At 42.6% G+C, this 12,862-nt stretch carries 11 protein-coding genes; 6 read left to right on the top strand and 5 right to left on the bottom strand.

Annotated features, from left to right (window positions below; translation table 11 throughout):
• Positions 1 to 8 precede the first annotated feature (8 nt).
• The gene (locus tag VIN08_RS07060) at positions 9 to 545 is read right to left on the bottom strand and encodes a nucleoid-structuring protein H-NS (protein ID WP_331962307.1); all 537 of its coding nucleotides are present in this window, start codon (positions 543 to 545) and stop codon (positions 9 to 11) included.
• 400 nt (positions 546 to 945) lie between these two features.
• Between VIN08_RS07060 and VIN08_RS07055 the strand changes: the two genes are divergently transcribed.
• The 3 genes from VIN08_RS07055 (at position 946) to VIN08_RS07045 (ending at position 3,235) form a co-directional block, all read left to right on the top strand.
• Positions 946 to 1,728 (top strand): hypothetical protein, encoded by a 783-nt coding sequence (locus VIN08_RS07055; RefSeq protein ID WP_331962304.1) that lies wholly within the window; start codon positions 946 to 948, stop codon positions 1,726 to 1,728.
• Between the two features lie 38 nt (positions 1,729 to 1,766).
• Complete coding sequence (locus VIN08_RS07050; RefSeq protein ID WP_331962301.1) at positions 1,767 to 2,498, top strand: ATP-grasp domain-containing protein; 732 nt, start codon at positions 1,767 to 1,769, stop codon at positions 2,496 to 2,498.
• 77 nt (positions 2,499 to 2,575) lie between these two features.
• Positions 2,576 to 3,235, top strand: coding sequence for a hypothetical protein (locus VIN08_RS07045; RefSeq protein WP_331962298.1), 660 nt, complete (start codon positions 2,576 to 2,578; stop codon positions 3,233 to 3,235).
• Between the two features lie 116 nt (positions 3,236 to 3,351).
• On the opposite strand, the gene hemE is transcribed toward VIN08_RS07045, so the two are convergent.
• Positions 3,352 to 4,380: a uroporphyrinogen decarboxylase gene (hemE, locus tag VIN08_RS07040; protein WP_331962295.1), complete on the bottom strand. Its 1,029-nt coding sequence runs from the start codon at positions 4,378 to 4,380 to the stop codon at positions 3,352 to 3,354.
• Positions 4,381 to 4,514: 134 nt separating this feature from the next.
• Here hemE and VIN08_RS07035 point away from each other — a divergent pair, with 134 nt between their 5' ends.
• Positions 4,515 to 7,196, top strand: coding sequence for a prolyl oligopeptidase family serine peptidase (locus tag VIN08_RS07035; RefSeq protein WP_331962292.1), 2,682 nt, complete (start codon positions 4,515 to 4,517; stop codon positions 7,194 to 7,196).
• Between the two features lie 334 nt (positions 7,197 to 7,530).
• On the opposite strand, the gene VIN08_RS07030 is transcribed toward VIN08_RS07035, so the two are convergent.
• On the bottom strand, positions 7,531 to 8,406 hold the full coding sequence (locus VIN08_RS07030) for a DMT family transporter (RefSeq protein ID WP_331962289.1): 876 nt from the start codon (positions 8,404 to 8,406) through the stop codon (positions 7,531 to 7,533).
• 88 nt (positions 8,407 to 8,494) lie between these two features.
• Entirely contained in the window at positions 8,495 to 9,490 is a 996-nt protein-coding gene (dusB, locus tag VIN08_RS07025) for a tRNA dihydrouridine synthase DusB (RefSeq protein WP_331962286.1), read from the bottom strand.
• Positions 9,491 to 9,516: 26 nt separating this feature from the next.
• On the opposite strand from dusB, the gene VIN08_RS07020 reads away from it, so the two are divergent.
• Positions 9,517 to 10,476, top strand: coding sequence for a type II CAAX endopeptidase family protein (locus VIN08_RS07020; protein WP_331962283.1), 960 nt, complete (start codon positions 9,517 to 9,519; stop codon positions 10,474 to 10,476).
• A gap of 42 nt (positions 10,477 to 10,518) precedes the next feature.
• Positions 10,519 to 11,352: a phosphatidate cytidylyltransferase gene (locus tag VIN08_RS07015; RefSeq protein WP_331962280.1), complete on the top strand. Its 834-nt coding sequence runs from the start codon at positions 10,519 to 10,521 to the stop codon at positions 11,350 to 11,352.
• 14 nt (positions 11,353 to 11,366) lie between these two features.
• Here the strand turns inward: VIN08_RS07015 and VIN08_RS07010 are convergent, their stop codons facing one another.
• A complete protein-coding gene (locus VIN08_RS07010; protein ID WP_331962273.1) occupies positions 11,367 to 12,782 on the bottom strand; it encodes a N,N-dimethylformamidase beta subunit family domain-containing protein in 1,416 nt (471 codons plus the stop codon).
• Positions 12,783 to 12,862 lie beyond the last annotated feature (80 nt).

The following is a 12,862-nucleotide window of genomic DNA, read 5'->3' as shown; positions in this document are numbered from 1 at the left end:
ATTTATGGTTATTTCTGTTTTATCAATTCTACTTCTGTAATTTTTCCTGCACTGTCAAATTGAAGATTGCCGATGCGATTGAAATTTTTCTTCTGGTCTTTCAGGTAATTCAGATAATCTCGAATGGTAGTGGGGCGGTCATAATCCTTTTGTCCACCTGATTCATGGATCACAATTAGTACCGGAGTATCTCCAGAAGCGAATAACGACAACGCTTCATTTATACTGTTATTGGCCGATGATGTATTGGCAGAGCTTGCTATAGCACTGAAGTATTGTTCGAGCCGTGCTTTAGGTTCACGGGCTTTTGCTTCCGTTTCCCGTCTTACACGATCTTCTTCTGCTATCGCTTTTTTGCGCTCCTCTTCTTCTTTTTGTTTTCTCAGCAGAGCTTCTTGTTCCTGCTTTACCTTTTCAATAGAAGCATTGTCGCGAGCGGTAGCTTCCATTGCTTTCTTTTTGCTTTTACAACCGACACCAGCCATCGTAAGAATAAAGATGGCGGTTACGATAAGCCGTGAGGATTTTCTAATCTGGTGTATCATGTTTGTTGTTTGTTTTATGAGGAATCTTTTCCTGGGCATTCAGGCACATAAAATATTATGCCAGTTGCTTCTGATATTCTATACGGGCTTTAACGTGTATATGTTTATCTTTATTATCGGTAGGTGTTGCAGAAATCAGCATACCGTTTCTACGATGAACGAATCGGTATAGATGAATTGTCTGGATGTAATTTCGACAGTACTATATATAGCAGCGTTTAACTGTTGATATAAGTAGATAGAAATTATTGCGTTACCGAACACAATAATGTCTGGTTGATTTTTTTGCTGTATGAAACGATTTTTGATTTCAGTGCTCCGATCAAACTATATATTAACTCTAAAGAGGTGCCTTTAAAGAATGTTCCTATATTGAGGCTCTATAGTTGAGCAAAGAGTCATGGGATTATTTGATAAGTTTTTTGGATCTGATAAGGTAAAGGTTCATTTTGTTGACAGCGTTACGGGTAAAACAATTGGCGTAGCTGAAATGCCTCCTGAACAATTACCCGAAACTTTTTCGAAACCAACTACTATGCACATTCACGATAATGAATGGTCTGTAGACGAAGCGACTCCTCCCAATGCTGTCGATTTTATTAGCACAAAAAAACTCACCCTGAAGCTGCGCAAGATTGAAAAAGTTAAGACAGAAGATATTCTGTTTACATTACCCACTATTTCGAATGAGCTCCCTCAGCAGGCGGATACTTTTATGTATAACGACTTTGAGACCGCCATGCACGAAGATGACTGGCGGCAGCGTGAATTTCTAAAGCCAGCAGCACTTCCGTTGATCGATATTGAAATTACCGGTATCAAGGAAGTTTGGGCAAATGCAAGCAAGAAGATAGAGGATTCATTTACCGCATTTACAAAGTGCCATGTGAGGAGCACGATCGGTGAGCCGGGTCTAACAATAGACCTTAATGCACTGAAGGAATTTTTAGATGTAACCAAGGTTGGCAGTCTGAAGATTAATGACAGCTATGTGGAACGAGGCTTTTCCCTGCGCACCGATAGCACTATATATTACGGAACATTGGCCGATAGTAAAGTAACACAACTGGGCATATATAGCTGGAGCAACAGTTCTGTGCCGGAGCTTGTGAGACTCACCAGACAATTTGATCTTGTATTTGTGAATTGGTATGATGGGGATGTTTTAAGGGGAGATAATTAACGGAGGCGGAGATAGTATATATAGTCAGATTTTGAAAGATGAAATTGTATCATGAGAGTATAAAGCTTGGAGAGGCCTCTAACATCAGTTTTTATACCGCACTCGAAGCTTTTTATTTTATGGGTTTTGAGCTGGTTAAGGTTGAGAATATTGAGGAAGTGCACATAGAAGAGGATGGCGTATGTCTGGGTAGTATTCAATTTGTAAACAGCGCCCTGAAGAAATTAAACAAAGTTGTTCCTCTCCCTATCGATTATCCGGAAAGCCTGCGGGTATATTTGGGAAGAAAAATATGGCAATCAACTATAGATGAAATTGCTAACGATCCTACTCAATGGAACGTGTTTGCGAAGCCAAATGGATTTGCCAAGAAGTTTACCGGAAGATTGATAAGATCAACAAAAGATTTAATCGGTTGTGGAGATAGAAATTTGAACACGCCTGTATGGGTATCGGAGCCTGTTAATTTTGTTGCAGAGTGGAGAGTGTTTGTAAGATATCAGCGTGTATTAGGGGCTAGGCTATATAGAGGAGACTGGAGAGTTCAGTTTGACTATAAAGTTATTGAGCGTGCAATATCAGATTTTGTTGATGCTCCTGCTGGTTATGCGTTGGATTTTGGATTAACCAACGATGGGAAGCAGCTATTGATAGAAGTCAATGATGGATACTCGCTAGGCAGCTACGGATTATATTATGTTGATTATGCAAAATTACTTTCAGCAAGGTGGGCGCAGTTAACTGGGCAAAAAGATTTGTGTTATTTTTAAATTTGAGAAATTAATATAGCGGTCAGTTAACTATAGAAAGTGGGTGCTGCATTAGACCAAACAAACAGGCTATTAATATGCGGAAATTTATTCTTTGTGCGATCGTGTTTGTAGTTGTATGGAGCTGTACAACAAGAAAGGAACAGTCTGAGGCAGGAGCGGTATCTCAGGATACGATTCACTCCGATTCAGCCGGTATAAGAGAGGCAGCTGTCGCTGTTAACTTTCCGCTCGATAGTCTGTTGAGCTTTCAATCTGAAGAAGCGCTTAAAAATATTTTTGGAGCCAATGTTAAACGATCTACCGGGTATTATCCGGAGGGAATGGGTGAATATCAAAATACATTACTCTTTCCAGGCACAAGGAATGAAGTGGAGTTTGTGTGGGAAGATGATACCGTTGCATTTAAAGGATTGGCATATATACAAGTAGATGGAGAGCAAACTGACTGGAAAACGAAAGAAGGTATAACACTGGGTACACGATTAAAGGAACTCGAAAAACTAAATCAGAAACCCTTTACTTTCTCCGGGTTTGGATGGGATTATGGCGGTATAGCAAGTTGGGATGACGGACACCTGGAAGCGAGAAAGATCACTGTAGGACTTGAATACCCGGATGAGACTATGCCTCAGGAGTTTGATGATTTACTGGGAGATCATGATATAAAAAGTAATTCTGACCTGGCACAGAAAGCAAACCCCGTTGTTGTGCGGATAACAATGAATCCGTTATAGTATATACTGAATACTCATAATACGGGCAGGGTATAAAAAGAAGCGAGCTCTGAGATAGAATATTCCCCCGGAGCTCATTATCTTATTTTTTCAAAATGTAATTGCTTGTTGAGCTATTAAACGTTAGCTCTGAACTCTTTCACGGTATCAATAAAACACTTCACCTTATCCACTTCAGTATCCGGATATAGGCCATGCCCCAGGTTTGCTATATGTTTGGTACCACCGAAAGCCTGAAGCATTTTTTTGGTTTCGCGTTTTACATCATCGAACGAACCATATAGTGCGCAAGGATCAAGATTACCTTGCAATACTTTGTCAGGAATTAGTTGTCGCGATTCTTTTATACCCATATTCCAGTCGAGACCCACTACATTACAATTTATAGTATTCATACTGGCGCGCGCAAAGAATGCACCTTTAGCAAACACGGTCTTCGGTACTTCCGGAATAGCATCGCATATCTGCGATATATACCTCAATGAAAATTCTTCATATTGATCCGGACTCAATACACCAGCCCACGAATCGAAAAGCTGAATGATATCGGCACCAGCATTGACCTGTGCTTTCAGATAATGAATAGTACTTTCCGTGATCATCGACAGAAGCTTGTGTGCAAACTCCGGCTGAGAGTATAATACTTTTTTAGCAGCGCTAAATGTTTTGCTGCCGCGTCCTTCAATCATATAGGAGAAGATCGTCCACGGAGCACCGGCAAAACCAATCAAAGGTACACGTCCGTTCAACTCGCGCTTGGTAAGTTTTATAGCATCGATCACATATTGCAGCTCTTCACCTGTTGAAACATGTAGCAGGTTCAGGTCAGCAGCAGATTCAATTCTTCTCGGAAACACCGGGCCTTTGCTTTCTTCCATCTCGTAGTTTAAGCCCATTGCTTCGGGTATCACCAGAATGTCGGAGAAGATAATGGCAGCATCTACACCCAGTATATCCACCGGCTGGATCGTTACCTCTGTTGCAAATTCAGGTGACTTTACCAACGTCTTGAAATCTTTTATGGAGGCGCGCACCTTGCGATACTCTGGTAAAACACGTCCTGCCTGACGCATAAGCCATACTGGTGTGCGTTCAGTCTTTTGTCCGAGTGCTGTGCGAAGTAATAGATCGTTCTGAAGTTGCATAATGCGTAGAAATAACTGGCGCAAAAGTAGAAGTGTTTTTCGATTTTTTAATCTTTCATTTTCGTCTGTAACATTTTAATCTTCTTTTCAACTAACTAATTTGTACGAAACATTAACCCCCCGTTAAAAACCCTATGAAAAAGTATATCATTCTCATGATGGCTGCTGTATTGATCGTACAGGCAGTGCAGGCTCAGAAGAGCAAGGCCGGTAAAGAACCTCCGCTGATCGATCGCGAATTGTTCTTCGATAACCCGGAGATTGCCGGAGGGCAACTTTCTCCGGATGGCGCCATGATCAGCTTTCAGAAAGTGTATAAAGGAAAGATGAACGTTTGGGTAAAGAAGTTTGATGAACCGTTCGAAAAAGCAAAGCCTGTTACTGCTGATACATTGCGGCCTATCGGTGGATACTTCTGGACGTATGACAGTAAATATATCTTGTATGTACAGGACAAAGGTGGTAACGAAAATTTTAATGTTTATGCAGTAGATCCTGCGGCACCTGCAGAGAAGAAAACCGGTGTGCCTGTTGCGCGAAACATTACTCCAATGGAGAATGTGCGTGCGCTCATCTATAATGTATCGCAGAAAGATCCGAATATACTGTGGGTGGGGTTGAACAACCGCGATCAGGCGTGGCACGATCTGTATAAACTCGAGATCAGTACGGGTAAATTAACCTTGTTGAAAGAGAATAAAGATCGCCTCACGGGTTTCTATTTTGATTGGGACGAAACTATCCGACTGGCTACACGCTCGGCCGATGATGGCAGCACAGAGATACTGCGTGCTGACGAAAGTGGTTTCTCCAAAATATATGACTGCGGCCCGATGGAAAGCTGTGGCCCAGCAGGCTTCTTCGATAAAGAAAATAAAAATTTTTACCTGGAGTCGAACAAAGGCGATGCAGAAGACCTGGTGAAACTATATTTGTTCAATCCCGATTCAAAAGAAGTTAAACTCGTAGAAGGCGATCCGCTCAATAAAGTTGATTTTGGCGGAGTATATGTCTCTGATAAAACACGCGAGATCATCTACACCACCTATACCGAAGCAAAGACTCGCTGGTATTTTAAAGACAAACCTTCAGAAGAGAAGTATAATTTTCTGAAAGCAAAATTCCCTGGAAAGGAAATTGCATTCGCTTCACGTACAAAAGATGAAACCAAAGTACTTGTATCAGTTTATAGTGACGATGATCCGGGTTCTGTTTATTTCTTTGATGAAGTAAGTAAGAAAGTGATCAAGCAATATACTCCACGCCCCAAGCTGCAAACACTGCCGCTTGCCAGGATGGAGCCTATCACCTATAAATCGTCTGATGGGTTGGAGATACCGGCATACCTCACATTACCACTGGGTAAAGAAGCCAAGAATTTGCCGCTTATCGTTTTTCCGCATGGAGGTCCGTGGGCTCGCGATACATGGGGCTTTAATGGCTATGCGCAATTCCTGGCGAACCGTGGCTATGCTGTGTTGCTGCCAAACTTCCGCGCTTCTACCGGTTATGGTAAAAAGTTTTTGAATGCCGGTAATTTACAGTGGGGAGAAAAAATGCAGGATGATATTACCTGGGGTGTAAAACATCTTATCAGCAAAGGTATAGTAGATGCCAAGCGTGTTGGTATTATGGGAGGTTCGTATGGGGGCTATGCTACGCTCGCGGGCCTTACATTTACACCGGATGTATATGCTGCAGGTGTAGATATAGTGGGGCCTTCCAATCTGATCACGCTGCTTAATTCCATTCCTCCGTATTGGGAATCTATACGTAAAGTATTTTATATACGTATGGGCGACCCATCTACACCGGAAGGAAAAGCAAAACTTGAAAAACAGTCACCGCTTTTCTCTGCCAACAAAATCAAAGCGCCATTGCTCGTGGTGCAAGGCGCGAACGATCCGCGTGTAAAGAAAGCAGAGTCTGATCAGATCGTATCCGCTCTTCGCGATTTAGGTATAGCAGTAGAGTATATCTGTGCACAGGATGAAGGACATGGCTTCCGTAATCCGGAAAACAATATGGCGATGTTAGCGTATGCAGAAAAATTCCTGGCGAAACATTTAGGTGGTCGTTATCAGGAATCGCTGAAGCCCGAGCTTGCCAAAAAGCAGAAAGCTATATTGGTAGATGTAAAAACGGTAAAGGCCCCTGAGAAAGTAGCTGTTTCGAAAGAAGTGCCGAAGCCTGTGGGCGACCTGCAAGCCGGTAAGTATAACTATGCCTTTACTATGACGATGGGCGCTCAAAATATAGCGATGGATATGAATCGCGAAATAAAGATCGACAATGGTAAATGGTCAGTAACAGATGCTGTAAAATCACCGATGGGCGAGATGAAAGATGAAAGCCACATTGAATTGAAAACATTGAAGTGCCTGCATCGGAATATAAAGCAAGGCCCTGTAACAGTAGACCTGAACTATACGCAGGAAGCCGTAACAGGTTCTATGGATATGGGTAATGGCAAGAAGAACGACATCAACGTAAAACTTGAAAATCCGATCGTGATCGATGGAGCAGGTTCTGATCTGGTAATTGCTCGTTTGCCTCTGAAGCAAGATGTACCTACGATAATTGAAATGCTGGATGTACAAACCTCGCAGGTAAAACGATACGAATTGAAGTTAGCAGGCACAGAAAAGATCACGGTGCCGGCAGGTTCATTCGATACATATAAAATTACCATGAATCAGGTTGATGGTGGTGAGAAAACCACCTTCTGGATTTCAGCATCGGATAAGAATATGATCCGCACCGAAGCGATTGTCCCACAGATGGGCAATGCCAAGATGGTGGCCGAGTTGAAGTAACGTTGTTTCGCTACATGTTAATAGTTATCCGTTAATCGCATCTATATTTTCAGGTACGGTTAACGGATAACGTAATTGAATAACGAACAAGGAACATCGATCAACGAATGTTGAAGTATAGCATTTACTTTCAGTTTGTTCTGTGGAAATCTGCGAGGTCTGTGGGAGATATTCTGCATTTTTATCTACATTCATCTACGAGATATGCAAGAAACAGCATTTGAATAACGAACAAGGAAACATCAATCAACGAATGTTGAAGTATAAAGTCCGGAAGACGGAGAGTTCGAAGGATTTTTCTGCTTACGATTAACCATTAACAGTTAACGGATAATTACTTGCGGTTAGCCAGGTATACTCCACCAATAATAGCAGCCATTCCTATAAAGTGCCCTATGCCAAGTTGTTCACCATCCAGCACGCCCCACATTACAGCAACAATCGGCAGAGCATAAGTAACAGAGCTGGCAAATAAAGCCGTGCTGATTTTTACCAGTCGGTTGAAAAGAATGGTAGCTACCGCGGTACTCATAAATCCGAGTAGCACAATAAATCCAAAAGCTTTCCACGCACCAGGTTGTGTAGTAAGTGTTTGTGCAAAATCAGAAAATCTGAAGAGGTATATCAAGGCGAGTGGGCCGATCAGCAATAAAGAAACGCTGGTAATAACCAGCGATCCCAGATCAGGTATCTTAAACTTGATGAGGTTGAGATTGGAGCCGTAACAGAAACAGGCAAGTACAATGAGTAAGGCAAACATGTTAAAGCTCACCGAGCCATCCGCTCTCGAAAAACCAAGTATAACCCCACCGGCAAAACCGAGAAGTATACCAACGATGGCTATACTTTTAAATCGGAGTTTGAATACTATAGCACCGATGGTCATGGTAAAGATAGGTGTGAGTGTATTCATGATGCCGGCCACCGAACTATCCATGCGGGTTTGTGCTGTGGCAAATAAAAAGGCAGGTATAAATATACCCAGCATGCCCGATGCAAAGAGTTTAGCATAGTGGTGGGGTTGTAAATCTTTCAGGCGTGTTATAGCCAGCGGAAGGAGAAAGAGTGAAGCCGCGGCTACACGAATAGCTCCGACTTCATCGGGAGAAAATACTTTGAGGCCCTGCTTGATCAGGATAAAGGATGTACCCCAGATGAGCGTTAACAATAAGAAAAGTAAAATGGAGGAAGAGCGATTTGATTCAGACATAAAGGAGGTTGAGTACCATGAGTACGACTTTCTGAATGCAAAAGTTCTGCGAGTTTGGCAGAAATAAAACCCGATTGTTGCTGTTTTATTACGCTGCTGCAACGGAGGCGCTATAGGCACCAACCACTTCGTCCAGTATAGCCATTACTTCTGTTTCTGTTGGAGCTTCCACCAGCCTCATTCTGAATGGTTTGAAATCATTTATACCTTTAAAGTAATTGGTATAGTGCCTGCGCATTTCAAATACACCAAGGCGATCGCCTTTCCAGCGAATGGAAAATTCAAGATGTTTTTTGGCAGCACGTACGCGTTCAGCCATATCCGGTGGTGCCGGGCGTTCACCATGTTTTATATAGTGTTTGATCTCGTTAAAGATCCATGGGTAACCAATTGCAGCGCGGCCGATCATAATACCATCTACACCGTAACGGTTTTTATACTCCAATGCTTTTTCAGGCGAATCAATATCACCATTGCCGAAGATGGGTATAGTAATGCGTGGGTTCTCTTTTACTTTTCCGATTAATGTCCAGTCGGCTTCACCTTTATACATCTGCACGCGCGTGCGGCCATGTATAGACAATGCTTTTATACCGATGTCTTGTAAACGCTCGGCTACTTCCAGTATATTTTTAGTAGACTCATCCCAGCCGAGGCGTGTCTTCACCGTTACCGGCAGATGCGTGCATTTTACAATCTCGGCCGTCATCTTTACCATCTTCGGTATATCTTGTAACAACGCAGCACCGGCACCCCTGCAGGCTACTGCTTTTACAGGACAACCATAGTTGATGTCGATCAGGTCAGGATTAGCAGCCGTAGCAATCTCAGCCGATTGCACCATGTTACCAATGTCGCCACCAAAAAGCTGAATGCCGATGGGGCGTTCATATTCAAATATATCCAGCTTCTGCCGGCTTTTGGCAGCATCGCGGATCAACCCTTCTGATGATATAAATTCAGTATACATCAGGTCTGCACCACCTTCTTTGCACACCGCACGAAAGGGCGGATCACTCACATCTTCCATAGGAGCGAGCAACAAAGGAAATTCTCCAAGTTCTATTTGACCGATTTTCACCATATTAGCCCGCAAATTTAAACAGAAATATGGAGCTGAAAACACAAGCCCGTCAAACACACCCGGCTGTGGTAATATTGATCACGCTGGTGGCTGTATTAATGGGTTTTCAGGTGGTTGGACCAATGATTGGTTTTTTTGTAGCGCTGCCTTTTTATCCGGGCACACTGCTGGAAATGACCGAAGCATTGAAAGATCCGACGAGCGACCCCAACATGAAGGTTCCGCTTTATTTAATGCAGGGATTCGGCACCTTGTTCGGCCTTATACTCGTGCCCATGTTTTTATTGACAAGATTTCATGAGTCGTTAACAGATCTTTTCCGTAAGGCTATACCTGTGCAAGCTGCATTGTTGATTGGCCTGATCGTGATGGTATTCATGATCACCAATTCATTTTTTATAGAATGGAATAAAGATATTCATCTCCCTTCGGGTATAGAGGAATGGGCAAAATCAACCGAAGAACAATTGGGAGAACTTACCGAATATCTCACCAGCTTCGATTCCCAAGCGCAAGTATTTCTGGCTTTGATCGTAATCGCTGTATTGCCCGCAATTGGTGAAGAGTTGGTGTTCAGAGGTATCATTCAAAGAGAATTTTTCCGCGCTTCTAATAATATACACCTTGCCATCTGGACATCGGCCGCTATCTTCAGCGCTATACATTTACAGTTTTATGGTTTTGTGCCACGCATGTTGCTCGGTGCTCTGTTCGGATATGTTTACTACTGGTCGGGCAACCTGTGGATTCCTGTTCTTGCACACTTTATCAACAATGGTTTTACTGTAATTGCCATGTATCTTTACCAGCAAGGCTCTGTTAAGATGGACATTGAAAGCTCGGAGGCTGCGCCCTGGCCAGCCGTTGCAGGATGTGGGGTAGCTACGGTGCTCTTATTGTATATTTTTAAAAAGATGTATGAAAAACATAAAGCCACAGAACTTCTGAACAATACAAATGAAGATCATACGACTCTTGTTCCGTAACCAATCATATTTTACTCATCGCTAACTGATCATCAGAAATTTGTGACTGAAAAATTATCTAAATACAATAATCTTACCCTTCGTATTATTACCGGTTTACTCGGTTCTGCAGGTATCATCACCGCTATATGCCTGAGCGAATGGGGATACTTCGCTGTATTCTTTATTATTTGTTTTTTCTCCATCATCGAGTTTTATAAGCTCGTAGGGTTAGATGGAATGGTACCTCAGAAAGTGCTGGGTACATTTGGCGGTATCCTGATCTTTGTGCTCTCATTCCTTATTGAAAAACAACTGGTGTCGTATCGGCTTTACTTTATAATCTTCCCGATCATTTCCCTGGTTTATATGATCAAGCTATACAAGAAATTTGAGCGCAAGCCTTTTACCAATATAGCATTCACCTTTCTGGGTATAGTATATGTGGCAGTGCCCTTTGCTTTGCTGAACATTGCTGTATTTGAAGAAGGTATATATAACTACGAGGTCATTTTTGGATGCCTCTTTATTCTGTGGGCAAGCGATACGGGAGCCTACTTTGCCGGAACCTATTTAGGTAAGCGAAAACTTTTTGAACGCATCTCTCCTAAAAAATCGTGGGAAGGTTTCTTTGGAGGAGCATTACTGGCTATGATCTTTGCGTTTGGTTTGTCGCGTTACTTTCACACCTTATCCCTTTGGCAATGGTTAACCATTGGTGTGATCATTATTGTTGGCGGAACCTTTGGCGACCTGGTTGAATCTCTGCTGAAAAGAAGTATTGAAATAAAAGATTCCGGAGCAAGCCTGCCCGGTCATGGTGGTTTCCTCGATCGCTTTGATGGTCTGTTTATATCCGCACCTTTTATAGTGGCGTACCTGGAGATATTTAAGTAAGACTATATCTTTATTTACTGAATAAAAACACTCTGCCGGTTGAGTAGTTTGTGAATAGCATTCGCAGTAATCTTTTTAATAGTAGTGCCTGATGCTCCACCCATACCGTTGGATGAGCACCAATCGGTAGTGCCTGTGTTGATGATAGTACCAGATGATTTTGATCGCCTGTATACCAGCATCGTTGGGTATGTATCTGCATTTCGAAAACCACGATCGAAAGCGATGATCTCTGCCTGATCAGCCTGAAGTCTTTCACGGTCCAGTATAGGATAATTGTCTATATCAAATCCTGCCAGCGGTGCGCCATCACATTCCGTTGTAGGAAGTGAAATGATATCGCCTTTCTGTAAGCCCGTACCTTCAAACAAAGGCGAAGCTGGTTTCATAATTTTATATCCATTCCAACCCAGATCAGATTTTAATCCATAACCGCCCAGGTCGAAGTCGGCACCAATACTGGATATGATCGGGTAATCCAGCGAAGGATTATTCCAGAGTATAGTTTTGAGGGAAGTGGTTGCAACGGGGTCGCTATCCGATTTATAGCATATCAGCTGACTCTTGTCGTCTGAATAACGGACCTGCCACCACATAGTATTTCCGGAAAGGATAAGTGCATCATGACCGTTGTCGATAAACGCATCGAAGTTTTCTCGTGCTTTGCGCGTCCAATATTCATTGTGCCCTACAATCACAAGAATTTTGGCTTCGCTAATGTTCTCATATTCATCAAGGTCAACATCCGCTATATACCCTATGCTCACATCCTTTTGATTATAAAACCATTGCAGGCAAATTTTAGAAAAAGGCTGCAAGGCTATAGGACGATGAAACGATACCATCGGTCCTTTATTCGAGGTATATAAACTCTTGCCACCACTCTGCTCGTATGCGTTGGCTGTGTTAGAGGGGTAAACGATGAGAAGATCAACAGGGCCTTTTGGCTTTACGATGAAAGGAATTTTGTTTTCAATCATATACAGGCCACTGGGCACGGAAGAAGGAATCTCCATCTCAACGGTTGGGCTGAAGCCGAAACCATCAATGGAAGGATCGCTCGTAGTAATGGTTTGTGTTGTGAGAGACGATTTCACCGAAAAAACAGAATCTTCCGTAACACTATATACATTCAGCCGGCATGCTGTAGTAGGTGTAGCCGTATGAAGGTATACCGTAACCTTTTCGGATGGCATATACGATACCTGATCGGTATAGCCATACGATACTTTCGGTGTACACGCATCGAGTTCTTTTATATCTGTGTTTGGATCGGGCGTATCAGGAATCGGATTCGCAGGAGTTGTAGTTGGAGGAGTCTGTGGAGTTTTTTCAGCAGAGTCGTCCGAGCACGAGTAAAGAAAAACCGAAATATAAAACAAGGGAAGTACAGGCAAAGCAAGGCGAGCTATGCGCCGGGAATGTTGCATACAGGTAAGGATAGAGTTATACAAGTATAATTAAAATCCGGAAGTATGTTTTGTTACTGCCATCAGAAATCCGATGTTGC

Origin of the sequence: Ohtaekwangia sp. (assembly GCF_036568665.1) — a bacterium.
Classification (GTDB): Bacteria; Bacteroidota; Bacteroidia; order Cytophagales; family Cyclobacteriaceae; genus Ohtaekwangia.
Note: the sequence above shows the minus strand (reverse complement) of the source record. Positions and strands in the feature narration are given on the sequence as shown.

Excerpts from the sequence above, each read along its gene's own strand:
- VIN08_RS07045 (WP_331962298.1), top strand. The coding sequence starts at position 2,576 with ATGCGGAAATTTATTCTTTGTGCGATCGTGTTTGTAGTTGTATGGAGC.
- hemE (WP_331962295.1), bottom strand. The coding sequence starts at position 4,380 with ATGCAACTTCAGAACGATCTATTACTTCGCACAGCACTCGGACAAAAG.
- VIN08_RS07010 (WP_331962273.1), bottom strand. The coding sequence starts at position 12,782 with ATGCAACATTCCCGGCGCATAGCTCGCCTTGCTTTGCCTGTACTTCCC.
- VIN08_RS07050 (WP_331962301.1), top strand. The coding sequence starts at position 1,767 with ATGAAATTGTATCATGAGAGTATAAAGCTTGGAGAGGCCTCTAACATC.
- VIN08_RS07060 (WP_331962307.1), bottom strand. The coding sequence starts at position 545 with ATGATACACCAGATTAGAAAATCCTCACGGCTTATCGTAACCGCCATC.
- VIN08_RS07035 (WP_331962292.1), top strand. The coding sequence starts at position 4,515 with ATGAAAAAGTATATCATTCTCATGATGGCTGCTGTATTGATCGTACAG.
- VIN08_RS07055 (WP_331962304.1), top strand. The coding sequence starts at position 946 with ATGGGATTATTTGATAAGTTTTTTGGATCTGATAAGGTAAAGGTTCAT.
- VIN08_RS07020 (WP_331962283.1), top strand. The coding sequence starts at position 9,517 with ATGGAGCTGAAAACACAAGCCCGTCAAACACACCCGGCTGTGGTAATA.
- VIN08_RS07030 (WP_331962289.1), bottom strand. The coding sequence starts at position 8,406 with ATGTCTGAATCAAATCGCTCTTCCTCCATTTTACTTTTCTTATTGTTA.
- dusB (WP_331962286.1), bottom strand. The coding sequence starts at position 9,490 with ATGGTGAAAATCGGTCAAATAGAACTTGGAGAATTTCCTTTGTTGCTC.